Raw genomic sequence first — 17701 nt, 5'->3', positions numbered from 1 at the left:
CCTAACTAGCGTATTTATTTTCAAGGCTTGATGACACTGTAGCTTTCATTGGTTTTAGAAGCATATCAATATCTTCAAAGATGTTGTGTACGGAAATCATATTGAGATTGCCATACACGTCATAGTACAGGCATTGACCAGAAATCATATTATCAATCCATTCGAGATTGCTTTCAGTGACTTCTAGATTGACATGTTTTAGGATATCTTCTCGTTCAGACTTTTCATAAAAAGCAAAGATGGTTCCGAACCCAGTTGTATCATCGTCATTTTCTGCATCATGTACAGATTGAGTAATCAGTGCCAAGGTATTATTTTTGGAGCGTCCAATCCGACGCATATTTTTGATAACGGCTTTTCCTTCTGCGGACTTCATAAGAATCCATGCTTCATCAAAGAACTCAATGGTATCTTCATTTTCATTTCGTTCTCCAAAGTGGGTACAGAAGGCACCAAGCGCAAACATGAGGGCAATAGAGTTGCGTTCATGATCTGAAATTTTTGTGGAATCGTCCTTGGGTAGTTTGAGGTTATTGACCTCTAGGATAGTTACTCGTGATTCATAGTTAAGGCCTTGAGTGGTCCCATCTGAAAAGGCTAGTTCCAAGATAGAGTTCGTCACAATTGATGTCAAATAACGACCAACTGAAGCAATTTCAGAGGAAGAAGAGTCTCTCAGCACTTTTAAGACGTGTTTAAAGCCGACTTTCTCACCAGCGACTCGTTTTTCTACAATCGCATTAATAGCTTCTGTGATAGCTGTTTTCTGATCCATTGTGACATCATCTACGGCTTGTAGCAGAAACTCAAGCATGTTTTTTGCGACCTCTACAGCTTGTTCTTTATCTAGAACGACAATAGGATCTAAGACTCCGTGGTTTGATGGTAGTGAGCTATCCAGTGTTACAAAGTTAAAGTTCTCAATCTGTTTCTTGCGTTCAGGATAGAGACGTGCAAATTCAGGTGAGTTGATCACTTCTTGGTAGTGATTTCTAAGTTCACGTTTGGGGTCAATGTAGAGGGTCTTAACATTCTGTAAAGCCACACTTAAAAAGATGATCTGAGCAAGAAAGGATTTTCCTTGACCTGTTGCCCCTGTAATAATGATGTGTGGGTTCTTAGTGATCTTCCCAGCTATATCTTCTTTATTTCCGACTGTCGCATTGTAGAGGACAATGTTCTTTGAGGAATCAATGGCTTTTGCAATATTATCCCAACGTCCTGTCCAGTTATCTACTCGGCCGATATACCAACCGATACGGTTTCCAGAAGAGGTATTGGTGAAGGGCATAAGTTCTGAAAAACCACGAGCTGTGACCATATGTGTCCAGGTGCGAGTTTTCTTTTGAAGATTTTCTCCATAGAGTAGAGCTTGAAAGAGATAAGGTCCGTCTTGAGAGGCTTCACTAATTTCAACCCCCATATCATCAAAGTAATTCAAAACTACTTGCCGTCTTTGTCGTAGTTGGTTCACACTAGAAGCAGAGACGATAAGATAGGCCCCATATTCGATGATATCTTCCTTGTTTCCGACTTTCTTCATTAAGTCCTTTAAGGAGATGGACCCCATGATGATCTCGTCTTGTTGGACAGTATCGGTATTTTCTGCCTCTTCCATGATGTTTCTATAACGTGTATTTGATCGTCCCATTCTCCCCTTGATTTTACCAGTATCAATGAATTCTGCTTTGATTCGTAGTTCAACAGGAAAGTTCAAACGTTGGATAAATTCGCCCAGATGAAAACCGTTGAATTGAACAGGAAATTTACCTACCGGAAGAATCGTCACAAAAGAAGATCCATAAGGGCTTTCTAGCTTGAGGAAACCACCTTTTAAGACTTTAATCAAGGTATCAGTGATATTGAATTGAGCACGATTGGCCAGTACCTCCTTCTTGTAGTGAGGGATATAGCGTAGGTATTGCATTCGCTGGTAATAAAAGAGTTCTTCATTGGATAAACGTTTTGCCCGAAGGACAGAGAAGGCTTGGAAAATGGTGAATTCATCACTTTTATAGTCTTCATACCAGGTGGGACTTAATTCATATTCATAGCCAAGGCCTTTTGCGATTTTTTCAGTGAACTCATTAAAGCTCTCATAGGCCAAGTCTTTGACGGTAGCTCCATGATTTTGTTTGCGTAAGGTCACGCCCACGACCCAGTCAAACTGATAAGGGATTTCCATTTCATCTGTTAGACGATCCACCGTGTAAAGAAGAAGTTCTTCTCCTAGCTCACGACTGTCATCTGCTAGAGCATCTGAGAAGTCTCGCATTTTCTCTTCTAAGAGATAATCTTTAGGGATCAGAGATATTTCAAAGAACTTGTTTTTCTGGAGCTTCTTCATCATTTGAGCAACAGTGATTTTATGTTTGCCCTTTTTTTCATCATCTGTAATGGTGATAGGAGTGTTTGGAATACGATAATAAGCAACGACTGTTTGATCTTTTTTGAGAGCTAGATTTTCATGTGTTTCCCTTATAGGATAGGTTAAAGTAATACTCATAGGTCCTCCTTTTCTATAGATTTGTTTTTTCAAAGACAATTTCTTCTACAGGCTCTATTCGATCTTCATGGTAGATAGCTTTTTTGTTTAGCTTAAAATCCCAGAAGTAAATCAGGTAATCTACAATAAAGACATGCATCTTTTTACCGTGAGGTTCGTATTCAGTATAGAACTTAGCTAATTTGTAAGGGAGATACCAATAGAGCAGCAATGAAATTGAGTGAGTGATTTTTGCGAGTGGCACAAAGATAAACCCTCCAAAGAGTAACATGGCCACAAAGACGATGATAAAGACAATGAAAAAGGACAACTGCATCGGTGTCGCAAAGTACCATAGTCGAGTGCCCTTTTTTGTCTTGATTTCTTGGATCCAATAAGGAGCATTTAAACCCTTACTGTAGTCATAAAGTCTTTCTTCATTCATACTTAAAGTCCTGATTCAATACCGAAGAGTCGCAGGAACCAGCCGACTGCTTTTAGGATATCTTGTCCTTTGGCAATTGAAACAATAACGGCATAGAAACCAACGACAGAGAAGAGTTGAAGCCAAGAACTGTTTCGCCATGCCTTGATCGCTAAGAGCACGGCAATGGCTGTCAGGATCCAAATTCCATCGCCCTGGAGGAAGGTTCGTAGATTGTCTGTATTCATAGAGTTCTCCTATTCTTTATCATTTGCATAGTTCAGTGGAATGGTGTGTTCTAGTTTTGTGACATAGTAGGTCTTTTCTTTTTCTGAGAGGGTAAAGGTGAAGTTTTCCGAGTGAGTGGTTCCTCCGACCTCAAAGGTTGCTTGGACATATGCGATGATGTTTTTTCCATCTTTTTTAAGATAGGTATAATCAATTGTTTTGAAGGTGGTATTGGCTATAATATCCACATCCTTAGCAATCAGATTGAGGTTGTCTTGGTTAGTAGTATAGTTGGTAAAGAAGACCTTGAGGAACTTTTCAACTTTCTTACGCTGACCATCTGAAAAGTGATCATTCGCGGTTAGTTGGAGCTGATCGTCTTCGCTAAAGTGTCCAGCTTGTGAGGATTCAATAGCAGAGAACCAAGGAAGACCAGAGATATAGTATTTTCCATCTTTTTCATCAAATGGAATATTGAAACCTGTCACAATTTCTTTTTCTTCCGTGTTATTATCTCGGCGGATCGTTTCCTTGTATTTGATCTTATAGGTCGCAACTTTTCCTTCTACAGTGACTAACTGAGAATAGAGAAGTTCACTAGGATTTCGAACTTGACCTTGAGCTTTCACATCAGGAATGAAGTTGTAAAAGCTATTTAGGTAATCTACTTGAGCTTGTTGTTTGTCTCCTTCTTGTGGAAGGGTGAAATAAGCGTAGACATAGTCGTTCAAGTAGTACTGGAGTTTGTAGTCGTATTTTCTACTCGACTCCATTGGTTGTGCCTTTTGTTTTTTAGTAGCCTCCACTTGAGCTTGTAGTGTACCTACCTTATTTGAGAGTGTGATAGCACGAATAGAACCCAAGAGACCAACAAAAAGGAGGAAAGAAATTCCTCCTATGACTGCAATATTGACGGTCTTTTTATTGGTGACTTTTAGTTTTGGTGGGCCTCCTTTTTTCTCCACCTTTTTGAAGTGTGAGAGATATTCTTTTGCTTGAAGCAAGTAGCGTTTGGCTTTATCCATAGATCCTCCTTTTAGAGACTAGCAAGTTCAATGAGCTTTGAGCCCTTTGCATAGAGTCGCTTATTGGCTTTTTCGATCTCGCTATTAATGTAATAGTAGCCTCGTAACTCAGTATGGAGTTGTTCGATCAAGTCAGGTTTTAGGTCTTTGGCTTCTTCTTTTTTTAGAAGACTATTTAATTCTCCAGCTTTGGTCCAAGCCTCTCTGTGATCTTTCTTTTTAAGTAATTCTCCCAGTTCATTCGTAACTTGAGAGACTTTCTTTTCAAAAATAGTTTTAGTGGCCATTTCAATTTCCTTTCTAAATGTTTCTTGGTTTTCTTTGATGGTCTTTTGAATATAAGCAATCAGTGAGGCGCGCATTTTCTTATTTACGCTCAACACTTGACCATCTAGCGTGAAACAGGCATGTTCATAGTCATAGAAACCTTTCGCATCTGGTGGTTTTTCGGTAGATCTTCCAGCGCATTCATAGTAGAAGTCCTTTCCTTTTCGTAAGAGAACGTACATATGCCAGAATTCTTGTTCTGGAAGAAGCAGAAAATCTGCTTGATAAATCTTCTTCAGCATCTCAAGAAGCCTCAAGCAGATCATCGTAGCCTAAAGCTTGGTAGATAAAATCTGAATCAAACCAGAGCCAGTCATTGATTTGTCCTTCTGTTGGTGTATCACCAGAGAAGATATCTTCACAAATGACGGTTAGAGTATCTACTCCACCACGTTCACGGACAGTGTTCAAGGTGGTTAGTCCCCCAGACCAGGCTTTAAAGTTGTCTAGTGAATTGATTTGAACTTTGTATTCCATATAGTTTTTCCTTTCTAGTGTTCATAGTGTTTATTGGCTTTGAGAAGTCGTAACATGGCTTTTCCTCGATCTGTGATCTCTCCGCTGTTTTGAATCATTTTCATGTATTCTGTTTGCAGGATTTTATCTGCTTCAGTGACTAGTGCAAGGGAGTTAGCAACTTGGTAGGTCAGCCAGCGAATCGTTCTCTCAATACTGTAAGGTTGAGGGTTGGTTGAGAGTTTTAAGGGTTCGACTCCTCCAAAGAGCTGTTGCCATTTCTCATCGGGTTTATAGGCTCCAAAGCGAGTGAGACCATCATAGACTTGGATTTCTTTGTTTATGATGCCTCGTGCAATTTCTCCGAGGTCTACACCGTTGATATATTCCTCCACAATACCTTGAGCCTTCTGATCTGAAAAACGCAATTCATAGCGATTCCAGATACCAAAAATCTCCAAGGATTCGTCCAAGGAGATGTTTTCCATTCGAGCTATTTCATAGCGCTTTTCATAAAAGTTGAAGTAGAGTTGACTTTGACGGCTCCCAAAATAAATGGACAAGCCGTGATTAGCTTCCATATCTTCATTATCAGTGAAAGATCCACCACCTGTGATATTCCATTTCTTGATCGTATCTAGAACAATCTCTTTGGAATAGAGTTTATCAATCAATTTAGGAATTTGAATTTGTTCGTCCTCGTGACCATAGCCTTTATAGAGTTCATCTAGAGCAATATCGAGACGCTTCACCCGAACATCTTCATAGGAATAAAGAATGTTTTGAAGAAAGATCTGCCAAGTGATTCCCTTGTCTTCTAGAAGCAATTCCAGCTCACGGCATCCTTGACCAGATAGCTGAAGACAAGTTTGGTAGTCGTTGGTCACAGACTTATCAAAGAAATCAAAAATCCAGATGTTTCCTCGTTGCCATAAGTGGGTATAATTCATGAGACGAGTTTCTTGGTCTGTAAATTCGCTTAGATGACAGTGAAGGAAGTTTTCACAGAAAGCGTCTAAATCCTTTAATCTAGGAAAGGTCAATCGTAGATAGTCGATCTGAGCTCGAAGACTGTTTTTATCGCAATCTTGATAGTAACCAAGTTTTTCTTTAAGTTCTCTAAACTTATCAATCGTCAGTCCTCTTTCGCCTGTTTCATAGGAGCGATAGGTTCTTGTAGGTAGATCAACAGCTTGTGCAAATGCTTTTTGACTAAGTCCTGTTTGTTTTCTGAAATTCTTAATATGAAAAGGACTAATTTTGTCCATTCATCGCAACACCTCTTTCTAGCAAAGTGACACACTTTTTTGACGAAAGTGACACACTTCATAAAAATTGAAAACCCAACTCCCATAAGGAATGAGGAGGGGTGGACTTGGCGTTTTTGCCAAATGTAACCCCCCTATTAGAAAACGGGGGTTGAAGTTTCATCATGGCCTAGAGACTTCGGGCTACGGTCTGCGCCTGACCTGCGGTCAGGCTTGCCCTTGCCCTTGTCCTAGCCCATGATGAACTATCGTCGCTTCAACTGCTTTTGGATAAGATCTGCGTCCTCCCTCTTCAAATTGAGCGAGGATTTCAAGAAGAAGTTTTTCTTGAAAAGGATCCACTAGAATAGCGGATACAGTCCGTTCAAAGATGATCCCTTGTTCTGTTAAGAGATAGATAATCTTGCGCAAGGTTGGCATTTTAAGATTTTGTTCGTCCGAAAATTCCTTGAGCGTTCTCTTGTTTGGTTCGTTTTCTATAGTCTCCTCTTCCTCTATAGGGTCAATTGTTTCAACTGGTGGTTTGTATTCTTCAAATACTGAGAATTCTTCTCCTTCAAACTCCATGATCGGAATGTTAGAGTAGGCATCATAGAAGGAGAAACCTTGATCGAGCGGTACATAAGGAGAGAAAAACTCACCAGCCAACTCACCATTATTTGCGATATAACCCCGTCCTTTGACCTTTACTCCATTGATTTCATCCAGCTTTTTAAACTCTTTAGTCTTATTAGCATCTCCAAACATCATGTCATATCCTGTTGATTCTAAATGACCGACGGAGAGACGTTTCATAAAGTTATCCCGAAGAGCAGTTTTGATAAATTCCCCATCGGGCCGTTGCATAGCAAAGATGATAAAGACACCAGCTTGACGACCTTCTAGAACTAACTGGGAGAGGTATTCCATAAGTTCTGACTGTTGGCTATAGTCACGATCAATCTTGGCCATGAGAGCTGCCCACTCGTCCACTAAAATGAATTTTGGTTTCATGTCATAGTGAGTAAAGTTCTTTCCAGCTTGGAATTTTGGGGAAGTAGACATCCGTTCATAGCGTTTTTCCATGAACTCTACATTGTCTTTAAAACAGTTTATGATATCTTCCTTACTTGTATAGACTCGACCATGAAAAACTGGAATCTTCTTTAATCCAGATAGATCCGAATTTTTTGGATCACAGATATCGACAAAGCCGATTTTAGCTAGTGCATAGATAATGGTCATGAGAACAACGGTTTTTCCTCCACCTGTTCCACCGCCAATGAGAAGATGAGGTTCTTCAATATAATCCCAAGATACATCTTTCATGAGCTGGAGTTTTGAGCCTTTGACTTTTACTTCATCGATGGTGATTCTGCTATCAATTCGGTTGATAGCAATTTCATATTTGATAAAGCGATTATCAAAGGTTTTATTGCGAAAGTCCCCGTTAAACATGACTTCAAGCGTGGCCCCAAGATTTAGAAAACGATCTTGAAATTTATTACCTTCTAAGATGAGACTCACTTCAATCTTGTAGCGAGACTGTTTGACATACACTTGAGGTAAGGTGATTTTTTCAATGATCTTGTTTTCACGTTTAACCTTTTTAACGAGATAGAGGTTATTCTCTAGCAAGAAACGAGATAGAATTCGAAGGCCGTTGAGCTTTTGAAAAAAGAGCATCTTCCTGTAGCAAACCCGATTGATAAACCAAGAGAAGATTAAAGAAAAGAGAAGCCCAGCTCCTAGAAAATATCCTTGGGGTAAGGGATGGACTTTTAATTCTTCTAGATGTAAGTAGCTGTAGTAACTAATAGCCAACAAAAAAGGAAACCACCAGATAAACCATGTGATTCCCTTTAGTTTACGATGAAAAGCGTGAACTCTTTTCCCGCGATAGGTAAAGAGTTTCATAGTGTATCACCTCCTAGTTGTCCTTCTTATTTTCTACCGGTTTGTTTTCTTTAGTTGGTGTACCACCAGCTTTTTTCTTGATTTTAGAAGCAAAGAGCTTATAGATATCATTACGATTGACGTGGGTATGCGTGATAACAATATCTTCTAGTTCAACCTCTTCTCGGTATTTAATGCCCAAGTCTTCAATTTCAGACTCAGACATATCTGCGATGGTGAAAAAGAGGGTTTCATGCTGTACAGAAGAGTGAATCCCTACGACAATTCCACGGATCTCACCTGTATTGACTTGTACAAATGATCCATCAGGATTACGTTGTGAGCGATCCACTTCAAAGATGATATCAGGACCTTCAATGCCTCGGAAAGTCAGTTTTCCAAGGACAGCTGGAACATCTAAGCCGTCTGTAATAACACGATAAGTTTTATCCGCAATTTGTAATTTTTCTCCGTAGTTTAATCCAATTTTAGCCATGTGATTTTCTCCTTTTATTTCTTATTTTTTAATTACCAATTTTTCCGCAAAGACATTGAGATAAGGTGCAACAGTATTGCCATTTAGAGCAGTATCTGGGAAAAAGATTGGGTTAACAGTTTCTACTAGAGCATCTTCTGGGAAGACCGTTGTAGAGGCTGGTGTGATGACATGAAAGGCACCGTGCTCTGCACTGTTTAGAATGTGACGTTGGTATTTGCCTTCTTTTCCAAAAATAAATTTAGGAGCATTTCCTAAACGTTCGTAGTAAGCAGGGCCAATAAATTCTGGTTTCATTTTAAGTGTTTCTGAGATCATAAGATTTTCCTTTCTGAGTGTAAAATAAAAAGAGTTAAGCTAGTTGCTTCACTCTTGAGTAATAGTGTGTAAAAAGTTTTCGTTTAAACATGCGACTATAGAATTGAATATCTCCATGAGCATAGCCATTCCTACGAGCATCTTGAGCCAGATGATCTAGATCTACTTGAGCTTGAGCATAAAGTTTAGCCTGTAGTTTATCAGATTCACTAAACATACCATAGGTAAATTCATAGTTATCATAGAGTCGTTTACACTGTAGTGCGAAAAAAGTTTGTCATATCATTCTCCTTTATTGTAATAAGTAAAAAAGCTACTAAGTGAAAAAAGGAAAGAACTTAGTAGCTTGAGAGTAAGTCTATCTTAGTAGATAGACAGCAGTAAAGAAAAGTTATTTGGTTGGAAAGATCCCTCTTTCCACGGTGGCAACGTTTAGCAAGGTGCTTTGCGTGAATTACCATCGCTTTCCCAGCCAATCTCTTTAGGTAGTCTTGATCATACCCAAGAGATTCTCTTACGCCCTTTGGCGAAGCCAGTTCACTTTACTATTCGGAAAAGTGCGAAAGTCCGAAATGCGTGGAAGCCCACAAATACTTGTTTTATATCTTCGCTTCAACCATAAAACGGACTTGACTTTTCTTATCAAAACATTTACAATAAAGGTACGAAGTTTATGTGTTGTTCTGATGATCAGTCATCTGGTTGTCAGACGCACTTTTTATTTAATTGTCAATGATCTCAATTGGTAGGGATTATTATTTTGATCTCTAATATCGCTACCAGCTATATTTATATTTTATCGCTGTTGGCGATAAATGTCAAGGGTTTTTAAAATTTTTTTGAAAAAAATTGAAGAGGAATAACTATGGCGTTTGCAGAACGTTTAAAAGAATTACGAAAACAAGCTCACCTAACTCAGGTTGAACTCGCTAAACGATTAGGGATAGGACAATCTTCCTATGCAGACTGGGAGAGAGGCAAGAAAAAACCAACCCAAGAAAATCTTGTTAAGATAGCACAAGTTTTAAATGTATCAATTGATTATTTAGTTGGAAATTCAGAAGAAAAATCAGATGAATTAGATAATATTGAATTGCTTTTCCGTATGAATTCAAAGGGTTTAACTGAGAAAGAAAAAGAAATCTTCAAAAAAGAACTGATTGAATTTATGGAAAAGAGAAAAGAAGCATTTGAAAAAAACAAGTAAACTTAAAATTAGACTTTTTTGTTAGATAATTACATTGAATAAAGGAAGTGTTTTAAGAATGGATGTAAAAAAAGAATTTTTGAAAATAATGTCTGAACAAAAAGAAATAGCCTTAGCGACATCTGTAAACAATATTCCAAATGTAAGAATAGTCAATTTTATTTATGATTCAACCAATAATATACTCTACTTCTCATCATTCAAAGGTAATGATAAGATTAAGGAAATGGAATCAAACTCTCATATTGCATTTACTACAATTCCACACTCTGGGAATGAACACGTAAAAGCTAAGGGTTTAGTTCAAAAAAGTACCAAAACTATTTTTGAAGTGGCGGAACAATTTATTGCTAAAGTACCAGGTTACAAAAATACTATTGAATTTGCAGGGGAATCTTTAGTTTTATTTGAAATACGATTTGATACTGCGATCGTTACCAAAGATCTAGAAACAATACAAACTATAAAACTTTAAATTAAAGTTCCAAAAATGGGGATTAAAGTGAGGATATATATCTGAGTACGGTAGTTAAGTTGGCGGATTTCTATAAAGTTGCTATTGATGAGTTAGTAAAGGGGAGTACAGAAGTTGGATTATAAAACAGAATTTTTAAATATTGGGGACTTACCAAAAACACTTTTAGTATTGGGTAATGGCTTTGATTTAACATGCGGAGTTCCTTCTGATTATAAAAAGTTTTTGGAGTATATATTAGAAAATAAACTCAATTATAATAACGAAGAGCTTCAAAAAGATGGTTATAGTAATATTTTTGAATATACTCTTTCTGAAATTGAGCGATACTTAAAAGATATCAACTTTGCGCATGACGAAGGCATAAGAAAAAGCGAGATAGTGCCTGAATTAAATTCATGGTATATAATTTTTCTATATAGAAAAATGACCAACGATACGGATTGGTTTCAAGTTGAAAATCAAATTGCAAATCAGTTGACTACTAACGATAATAGTATGAATATTGTGGAGAACATCGGTGATAGTTTGCTTTCAATTTATCAAAATGGCGAATCTATGATACGTACTCAAAGAATTAGTCATCTGAACAATAAAGAAATCGAAAAGATATATGAATTGTTGTCATATAATTTACTGAATAAAAAGCTTGATTCTTTTAAAGTTAAAGGCACTAAAGATTTATTTATAGAATTTAGAAAAAAAGAGAATGAATTATGGAAAGAGTATTATGAATATAATGAAAAAAACATTGGTAGTACAATCGATAGAGAAAAATTTGAAGACACGTTTGAAAGTAAATTAGAGAAAGAATTATTTCCGATGGTTGCTCAAGTTCTTTTAGCAGAATTAAAAGAGCTAGAGATGGATTTTAGAGAATATCTTACTTTAAGTATTTACGAGATGAGCTTTGCCTATCAAAAAAATGCAGGGGATTTGATAGAATCTATTTTAAAAAAAATTAGAAAAGACACGGAAAATTCAACTTATAACGTTTTAACGTTTAACTATACAACGCCCTGGGATATGTCTGAAAACAGAGATAGAGCGGAATACCTTCATCCAATTTTTAAAGGAAATCCCATCAAAACTTTAAATTTACATGGTCGTCTTGATTCGGAGACTCAAGAGATTATTTTTGGTGTGGATGATGAGTTTTTATCTCCATTATCAAACGAGTATATATTTACAAAGACATCAAGAACTCTTGATTTATATACAAAAGAAATGTTTGAGGAATGGTTTAGAAACAGTAGTATGTCTGAAATTCTTAGTCCATCTATAAAAGAAATAATTTTCTTTGGACACTCTCTATCCAAAGCTGATTATGGTTATTTTAGAAAAATTTTGGATAGTTATGTTGACAATCCTGAAGTACATTTTATCTTTGTTTATAATGTCTACAAGGGAACAACTACTGATAAGAAAAGGAGGGAATTGATTCACTCTATTTCGTCCTTATTCGGAGAATATTCAATAAATAAGCAATCGAATACAGATATATTCAGAGATCTTATTCAAAACAATAGAATTAAGATTGTAGAATTGTAACTCTGATTTCTAGTGGACACTCGTCCACTTTTTTTATACAATAAACTCAACCAATTTGATTTAGTTTTGTGAATAATACTTAAAGGAGGTATCATTCTTTGGATGAATTGTATACAAGAATAAGTAAGTCTACAAAACATGTGTTATACCAGTACATGAAGGACAACGATATTTCATTATTAAACTATAATTTCAAGTACTTCTTTCAACATTGTATTCAGGAATATCAGATTCAAGTGATTAGTCACCATTTCTCAAATCATAAGATTGAAGGATTAACTATTATCGATGACTTAGGCATTAGTTTTTCCTATGAAAAGGATAATCCCATTGTGAAACAAAATTTCACTCTGTGTCACGAGCTAGGACATTTTATACTAGAGCATGAAGGTAATTATTTTGCAGAATCTATTGATAATCAGGAGAGCCTATTAGAGCGAGAAGCGAATATTTTCTCTGCTGTTGTATTAATGCCTGACATTGTTTTGTTGTCAAAGATTTATTATAGTTGTGACACCTTTCAACATATTCAAAATAGCCTGAATGTTTCAAAACAGGCATTGTTCTTTCGACTTTTAGATCTTCTTAGAGAATATTATTCTGGAAAAGAAAGTACCATTAAGCAGGCTATCGATGATTATATTGATGGACAAAATGCTCCACTACTCCTTTTGTTTCACGGTGTCAAAGATCAGATTATAAAGGAATTCAACAACTATCAGACTTCTCTAATCAATAAGATTGAGCAATCAGTAATCAAAAAAGGCTTCGTGACTAGTCAAGAATATCCCGAACTTCTGAATCAAGAGAATTGGAAAACAATAAAGACTAGCTGTGACAATTTAAAAATATGGCTCATTTATGACAAAGGAAAATCTATAGCTTATGTTTGGGATAAAAATAAGCTAACGGACAAAGAGGCAAAACAAAAAGCTGAATTGAAATTACTATTAATGTGAGGGAAACGATGTACCAACCAGAAAAACTAAGGGCTCGTAGAAAAGAGCTAAAAATGACTCAAAAAGATATTGCAGATCAATTGGGTATTACCTACCAAGCCTATTCTGCATGGGAACGCGGAATAAAACAACCATCTAGAGAAAAAATAAAGCTTTTGGAGCAGATTCTAAATGTTCCAAAAGGTTATTTTACAGAGGTCGAAATCGTCCGACTATATAATACTTTATCGGATGAAGGTAAGAATAATGCACTTAGTTATGTCAGAGGCCTAGTTCAAAAAGAAAAATGTAAGAATGTTGTTTCGATATCGGAAAAACTATACGAATACCATGTTTACGAACAAATGTCTGCTGGTATCGGCTCATCGGTGTATAACGATCAAAACTATGATACTGTCTATTTTGATGAAGAACTAGCCCACGATTTCGCCTCATGGATTTCTGGTGACTCAATGGAACCCAAATATCAAAATGGTTCTGTGGCTCTCATTCGTGAAACAGGGTTTGATTATGATGGTGCAGTATATGCAGTAGTCTGTAATAATCAGACATACATTAAAAGAGTTTACCAGGAAGAACAGGGTTTACGATTAGTTTCTATCAATCCAAAATATCGAGATATTTTTCTTTCGTATGATGAAGATCCTAGAATTGTAGGGATTATTGTAGGGAATTTTATGCCGTTGGAGCTGTAGTTTAAAAATTTGAGCTTTGAGATATTGTTTTTGTGTGATCATTTCTATGATTAGCGGATAAAATAGTATTAAAAGATTAACAAAGTTTTAAATTTTCATAATTCCCAATTTGTAATCTTTTATCTTATATTTAAAAAAGTAGTTATTATACTACTTTTTTTTTGATTTAATTATCAGGTTTTGCAATGCAAATTGCAATGCATCTATTAAATGAAAATTGTATTAAAGTGTATTTGGAGGTAGGTATGGAAAAATTTGTATTACAAAAGAAGAAAAAAGAAACAGAAAACAAGACAATTAGATTTCCAGTGGAACTAATTTCAGAGATTGAAGAGTTTTTGGTTGGTACAGATGAAACATTTTCAAGTTTTGTAATTCAAGCTTGTCAATATGCTTTAGATAATAGAGAAAAGGAGTAAAAATGACTTTCACATATAATGGTACGGTATATAGTTCTAAAAAATTCCCAGTATTAGAGGCCATTTTCAACAAGTATTATGATCAAAATAATCCTAATCAAAATATCGTATTCACTCTAAATGATGTAAATGAAGCTTACGATGAGTGTAGAATTGATAAACCTGCCTCTATTTCAAATACTATTCTCGATTTAACTAGAAAAGACCGAGGGATTCAAAAGAGGTTGCCACAAAGTATAATCAATTTAGGGTATGATATACGGAAAAAAACTGGTAAATCGGATAGTGGGAATCTTGCAGGAGAGTTTGTTTATGTTGGACTGGGTAATGCATTAAATTCATGGCTTGTTTTCCCACCTGTACCTGATGAGACTTTAGACATTGCGAATACGGTACCAAGTTTAATTCAACATGGGGATTTGCTAGCAAATGATGAGGCTGCCTTGTTTTCAGTAATGGATTATTGTGATATTTTAACAAAAGTTATTTATTCAAACGATATTGATACAGAGTATCAAGTAATCAGAGTACAGAATCCTAAAAAATGGCAACCTAATGAGATAGATGGGCTTTATATAGACATTAATAATGATATACTCTACCCATGTGAAGCAAAAGCTTTGACCACTAATGATGATATTAATTTAGAGCAAATGTGGGGAGGGTATAAAACGGTGTTAAGTAAGATACCTAATAAAACAATTAAGCCACTTGCTCTTGTGATGAGGAATTATGGTTTAGATATCGGAATTATGGCTCCAAATCAAACCAATAATTTTCTAGTTTTAGAAAAATATGTTAGAGTGAATATTTCTCCTACAATTCCATCATGGAATTAATTAGAATAATTTGATATAATCTAATTTACTATTAGTAGTGTTAAGGAGAAGTTTTTTGGCATTTAAATATAATCCACCAACAAGGAAACATTGTGAGATTTGTGAAGATTTACATAAATTGGATCATACACCAATAATATCGACTTATGATGGGAAAGCTTCAAAAGCAAATGATTTCCCCATTCATAATTGGTATAATTTTGTATTAGGTTATACACCAGAATTTCCTAAATATATGTTTTCAAAACTAGGAGTGGATCATAATGATGTAATTTTAGATCCATTTATGGGATCTGGGACTACACTTATTTATGCAAAATCAATAGGTGTTAAGTCAATTGGTATAGATGCAAATGACTTCATGTACAAAGCTGGAACAATAAAACTTAATTGGGACAGAGATGTGCAACAAATAAAACAAGAGTATAGTTTACTTAAGAAAGAAATTGAATCTCAGATTTGTGATTATGATTTTGATATTGCTGAAAATGATAATTCAATATCCTTATTTGAAGAGGATGTATTTAAAAAGAAATATAAAGATGTTGTAAAAAAATATCGTCCAGATATGTTGACAGAAAGATATATCAGTGATAAACCTTTTGCAAAAGCTATCCTAATTCGTCAAATAATTGATAATTTAAAGTTAGTTAATAGAGATCTATTTCAATTTGCTTTAACTTCAATTTTGGTTCCTATTTCAAATGTAAGTTATGGTCCCGGATTTGGAATTAAGAAACCTAAAGATGATGTTGATGTAGTAAACTTATTTGATTTGAAGATCCAAAGAATAATATCTGATTTAGATAATATATCTGACAAACAAAAAGAGACAGGACATCAGCTGTTTTTAGGTGATTCCAGAGTAATGACAAAATTTGTCAAGCCAGAGTCGATTTCTTTTATTATCACATCCCCTCCCTATCCTGGGGATCATGAATATACCAAACATACTCGACTGGAGTTAATTTTTGATGGAATTGCTACAGATTTGCAAGAATTTCGTGAGATAAAAAAAAGGATGATTCGAGGTTCTACAACAAATATTTATAAGGATGATAATGATAGGCAAAAAGTGTCAAAATTTGAAAGCATTCGGCAAGTAACTGATGAAATTCAAAAGAGACTTGATCATGATGGTGCAACCAGTGGTTTCGAAAAGCTCTATACAAAATTAGTTTGGGAATATTTTGGTGGCATGTATAAGACTTTAGAGGAGGCTTATAAGGTTTTGAAACCTGGTGGATCTATAGCGTTATTGGTTAGTGATTCCCATGCTTTTAAAATGGTTCATATTCAGACTGCAAAGATATTAGGTGAACTGGGATTAGATATTGGTTATAGAAAATCTGAGATACTGCTATGGCAATTTAAAAACAGCACTTCTCACAAATATGATCTCAGAGAAGATATTCTAATTTTAACGAAATAGTAGCACCTTGAAGAAGTGAAGTGCCTCTTTGAAAAGAAGATTATTTTCACATCACAATATTTATAGCTTTCATCAAGTTTGTTAATTTAATTTTAAAATACTTCATCCCTATCCATTGGCGGATAGGGGTTTTTCGTTGTTCATTACACGTTCTAAACAATCAATACTAGATCTTAGATGAAACATTTCATGTTTTCTATATTTTTCATCTTGTGAATTCAATAGTTCGTTTAGGTGACGTCTGATATGCCAGATCGCTCTTCTAATATTTTCTTCTTTTAAATTATTCATGAATACATTATATAATAAAATATAATCAATCTCTTTGATTAAACTAATTTGCATGAAATATAAACTATTCGGTTAAGAATAAGCTTAAAAGTTTTTTGAAGTAATCTATTCAGCACAAAAAAACACCTATTCGGTAAAATAGGTGTGAATGATGTTATTTATATCCATATTGTTTTAGTGCATTTTTATATGCTTCGCTACCTTTAAGATAGTAGTCGTGCTTAACTCCACTAATATCAACAGAAAAGACCCCATCTTTAAATGAATATTCTTCTGTTCGACTTGCAATATTTTGTCCAGTTAATTCGATCGTATTCTTTTGTTTGTTAATGGTAAAGCCATCGGCTTCTCCATGCTCAATGGAAGCATTATTTCCTTTAATAATAAACGCTAACTCGTTTCTTTCACTTGAGATCCAATAATACTCACCATCTAAAGATTGGTAGTTGTTTTTAGAGCAAGCAATTAACGTAATTATTGATAATGAAAGTAGTAGTATGCCTATTATTTTTCTCAAAATCTTTACCTCCTTCTGTGATTTTAATTATACCAAAATAATATTACAAAAGTATGTCATTGTCTGTTATAACGGAAAAATGAAGAAATGTCTATTATAACAGAAAATAATTAACTTTAGGGGAAGTATAAATTTTTCGAAAAGTTTTTTCGATACTGTCAATAATTATGTATAAACACTCAAGTAGAGTTACGGAGTGTTAATCAAAATTATTGACAGTATCAACTAAAAACTTACTAGTATTTACCAGAATAAAGAGGAAATTGAAATCCTATATTTCTTGATATAAAGCGACTCTAAAAGATTTAGTTTCACCTTAATTTGTCAGTGACCTTTAAAAGTTTTTTAATCTATATACTTACTTCCTAAAATCATAGATTATAACATTACTTTATAGTTAAAAACACCTTGAAA

20 protein-coding genes are annotated in these 17701 nt (G+C 35.2%); 8 read left to right on the top strand and 12 right to left on the bottom strand.

Annotated features, from left to right (window positions below; translation table 11 throughout):
* Position 1 precedes the first annotated feature (1 nt).
* The 11 genes from SM122_RS09095 to SM122_RS09045 form a co-directional block, all read right to left on the bottom strand.
* On the bottom strand, positions 2 to 2506 hold the full coding sequence (locus SM122_RS09095; protein WP_195327463.1) for an ATP-binding protein: 2505 nt from the start codon (positions 2504 to 2506) through the stop codon (positions 2 to 4).
* A gap of 13 nt (positions 2507 to 2519) precedes the next feature.
* Positions 2520 to 2930, bottom strand: a complete 411-nt coding sequence (locus tag SM122_RS09090; RefSeq protein ID WP_195327462.1) for a conjugal transfer protein — start codon at positions 2928 to 2930, stop codon at positions 2520 to 2522.
* A 2-nt stretch (positions 2931 to 2932) separates the two neighbouring features.
* A complete protein-coding gene (locus tag SM122_RS09085; protein WP_003005585.1) occupies positions 2933 to 3157 on the bottom strand; it encodes a TcpD family membrane protein in 225 nt (74 codons plus the stop codon).
* Between the two features lie 9 nt (positions 3158 to 3166).
* Positions 3167 to 4162, bottom strand: coding sequence for a conjugal transfer protein (locus tag SM122_RS09080; RefSeq protein WP_324738274.1), 996 nt, complete (start codon positions 4160 to 4162; stop codon positions 3167 to 3169).
* An 11-nt stretch (positions 4163 to 4173) separates the two neighbouring features.
* Entirely contained in the window at positions 4174 to 4731 is a 558-nt protein-coding gene (locus SM122_RS09075; protein ID WP_195327460.1) for a conjugal transfer protein, read from the bottom strand.
* A 1-nt stretch (position 4732) separates the two neighbouring features.
* Positions 4733 to 4966 (bottom strand): hypothetical protein, encoded by a 234-nt coding sequence (locus SM122_RS09070; RefSeq protein WP_045759896.1) that lies wholly within the window; start codon positions 4964 to 4966, stop codon positions 4733 to 4735.
* Positions 4967 to 4980: 14 nt separating this feature from the next.
* Positions 4981 to 6213 (bottom strand): replication initiation factor domain-containing protein, encoded by a 1233-nt coding sequence (locus tag SM122_RS09065; RefSeq protein ID WP_195327458.1) that lies wholly within the window; start codon positions 6211 to 6213, stop codon positions 4981 to 4983.
* Positions 6214 to 6420: 207 nt separating this feature from the next.
* Positions 6421 to 8109, bottom strand: a complete 1689-nt coding sequence (locus tag SM122_RS09060; RefSeq protein ID WP_324738273.1) for an FtsK/SpoIIIE domain-containing protein — start codon at positions 8107 to 8109, stop codon at positions 6421 to 6423.
* Between the two features lie 13 nt (positions 8110 to 8122).
* Positions 8123 to 8584 (bottom strand): conjugal transfer protein, encoded by a 462-nt coding sequence (locus SM122_RS09055; protein ID WP_324738272.1) that lies wholly within the window; start codon positions 8582 to 8584, stop codon positions 8123 to 8125.
* A gap of 21 nt (positions 8585 to 8605) precedes the next feature.
* Positions 8606 to 8902, bottom strand: a complete 297-nt coding sequence (locus SM122_RS09050) for a hypothetical protein (RefSeq protein ID WP_006149313.1) — start codon at positions 8900 to 8902, stop codon at positions 8606 to 8608.
* A gap of 34 nt (positions 8903 to 8936) precedes the next feature.
* Entirely contained in the window at positions 8937 to 9119 is a 183-nt protein-coding gene (locus SM122_RS09045; protein WP_247913749.1) for a hypothetical protein, read from the bottom strand.
* Positions 9120 to 9767: 648 nt separating this feature from the next.
* Here SM122_RS09045 and SM122_RS09040 point away from each other — a divergent pair.
* The 8 genes from SM122_RS09040 to SM122_RS09005 all read left to right on the top strand — a co-directional run bounded on the left by SM122_RS09040 (position 9768) and on the right by SM122_RS09005 (position 16479).
* Positions 9768 to 10109, top strand: a complete 342-nt coding sequence (locus SM122_RS09040; protein ID WP_045759902.1) for a helix-turn-helix domain-containing protein — start codon at positions 9768 to 9770, stop codon at positions 10107 to 10109.
* A 58-nt stretch (positions 10110 to 10167) separates the two neighbouring features.
* On the top strand, positions 10168 to 10584 hold the full coding sequence (locus SM122_RS09035; protein ID WP_045759903.1) for a pyridoxamine 5'-phosphate oxidase family protein: 417 nt from the start codon (positions 10168 to 10170) through the stop codon (positions 10582 to 10584).
* A gap of 114 nt (positions 10585 to 10698) precedes the next feature.
* Complete coding sequence (locus SM122_RS09030) at positions 10699 to 12135, top strand: AbiH family protein (RefSeq protein WP_324738271.1); 1437 nt, start codon at positions 10699 to 10701, stop codon at positions 12133 to 12135.
* A gap of 98 nt (positions 12136 to 12233) precedes the next feature.
* Positions 12234 to 13094, top strand: a complete 861-nt coding sequence (locus SM122_RS09025; protein WP_324738270.1) for an ImmA/IrrE family metallo-endopeptidase — start codon at positions 12234 to 12236, stop codon at positions 13092 to 13094.
* Between the two features lie 8 nt (positions 13095 to 13102).
* Entirely contained in the window at positions 13103 to 13789 is a 687-nt protein-coding gene (locus tag SM122_RS09020; RefSeq protein WP_324738269.1) for a LexA family transcriptional regulator, read from the top strand.
* Positions 13790 to 14034: 245 nt separating this feature from the next.
* Positions 14035 to 14208 (top strand): YlcI/YnfO family protein, encoded by a 174-nt coding sequence (locus SM122_RS09015; RefSeq protein WP_324738268.1) that lies wholly within the window; start codon positions 14035 to 14037, stop codon positions 14206 to 14208.
* 2 nt (positions 14209 to 14210) lie between these two features.
* Positions 14211 to 15047, top strand: a complete 837-nt coding sequence (locus tag SM122_RS09010; RefSeq protein ID WP_324738267.1) for a hypothetical protein — start codon at positions 14211 to 14213, stop codon at positions 15045 to 15047.
* A gap of 55 nt (positions 15048 to 15102) precedes the next feature.
* Positions 15103 to 16479: a DNA methyltransferase gene (locus SM122_RS09005; RefSeq protein ID WP_324738266.1), complete on the top strand. Its 1377-nt coding sequence runs from the start codon at positions 15103 to 15105 to the stop codon at positions 16477 to 16479.
* A 445-nt stretch (positions 16480 to 16924) separates the two neighbouring features.
* Here the strand turns inward: SM122_RS09005 and SM122_RS09000 are convergent, their stop codons facing one another.
* On the bottom strand, positions 16925 to 17287 hold the full coding sequence (locus tag SM122_RS09000) for a hypothetical protein (protein WP_324738265.1): 363 nt from the start codon (positions 17285 to 17287) through the stop codon (positions 16925 to 16927).
* Between the last annotated feature and the right edge of the window lie 414 nt (positions 17288 to 17701).

It is taken from the genome of Streptococcus gingivalis (genome assembly GCF_035544715.1).
Taxonomy (GTDB): Bacteria; Bacillota; Bacilli; order Lactobacillales; family Streptococcaceae; genus Streptococcus; species Streptococcus gingivalis.
This window is presented reverse-complemented; position numbering and strand designations above follow the sequence as displayed.

Bases quoted from the DNA above. Each gene is read 5' to 3' on its own strand.
- SM122_RS09095 (WP_195327463.1), bottom strand. From the start codon at position 2,506: ATGAGTATTACTTTAACCTATCCTATAAGGGAAACACATGAAAATCTA.
- SM122_RS09090 (WP_195327462.1), bottom strand. From the start codon at position 2,930: ATGAATGAAGAAAGACTTTATGACTACAGTAAGGGTTTAAATGCTCCT.
- SM122_RS09085 (WP_003005585.1), bottom strand. From the start codon at position 3,157: ATGAATACAGACAATCTACGAACCTTCCTCCAGGGCGATGGAATTTGG.
- SM122_RS09080 (WP_324738274.1), bottom strand. From the start codon at position 4,162: ATGGATAAAGCCAAACGCTACTTGCTTCAAGCAAAAGAATATCTCTCA.
- SM122_RS09075 (WP_195327460.1), bottom strand. From the start codon at position 4,731: ATGCTGAAGAAGATTTATCAAGCAGATTTTCTGCTTCTTCCAGAACAA.
- SM122_RS09070 (WP_045759896.1), bottom strand. From the start codon at position 4,966: ATGGAATACAAAGTTCAAATCAATTCACTAGACAACTTTAAAGCCTGG.
- SM122_RS09065 (WP_195327458.1), bottom strand. From the start codon at position 6,213: ATGGACAAAATTAGTCCTTTTCATATTAAGAATTTCAGAAAACAAACA.
- SM122_RS09060 (WP_324738273.1), bottom strand. From the start codon at position 8,109: ATGAAACTCTTTACCTATCGCGGGAAAAGAGTTCACGCTTTTCATCGT.
- SM122_RS09055 (WP_324738272.1), bottom strand. From the start codon at position 8,584: ATGGCTAAAATTGGATTAAACTACGGAGAAAAATTACAAATTGCGGAT.
- SM122_RS09050 (WP_006149313.1), bottom strand. From the start codon at position 8,902: ATGATCTCAGAAACACTTAAAATGAAACCAGAATTTATTGGCCCTGCT.
- SM122_RS09045 (WP_247913749.1), bottom strand. From the start codon at position 9,119: ATGTTTAGTGAATCTGATAAACTACAGGCTAAACTTTATGCTCAAGCT.
- SM122_RS09040 (WP_045759902.1), top strand. From the start codon at position 9,768: ATGGCGTTTGCAGAACGTTTAAAAGAATTACGAAAACAAGCTCACCTA.
- SM122_RS09035 (WP_045759903.1), top strand. From the start codon at position 10,168: ATGGATGTAAAAAAAGAATTTTTGAAAATAATGTCTGAACAAAAAGAA.
- SM122_RS09020 (WP_324738269.1), top strand. From the start codon at position 13,103: ATGTACCAACCAGAAAAACTAAGGGCTCGTAGAAAAGAGCTAAAAATG.
- SM122_RS09015 (WP_324738268.1), top strand. From the start codon at position 14,035: ATGGAAAAATTTGTATTACAAAAGAAGAAAAAAGAAACAGAAAACAAG.
- SM122_RS09010 (WP_324738267.1), top strand. From the start codon at position 14,211: ATGACTTTCACATATAATGGTACGGTATATAGTTCTAAAAAATTCCCA.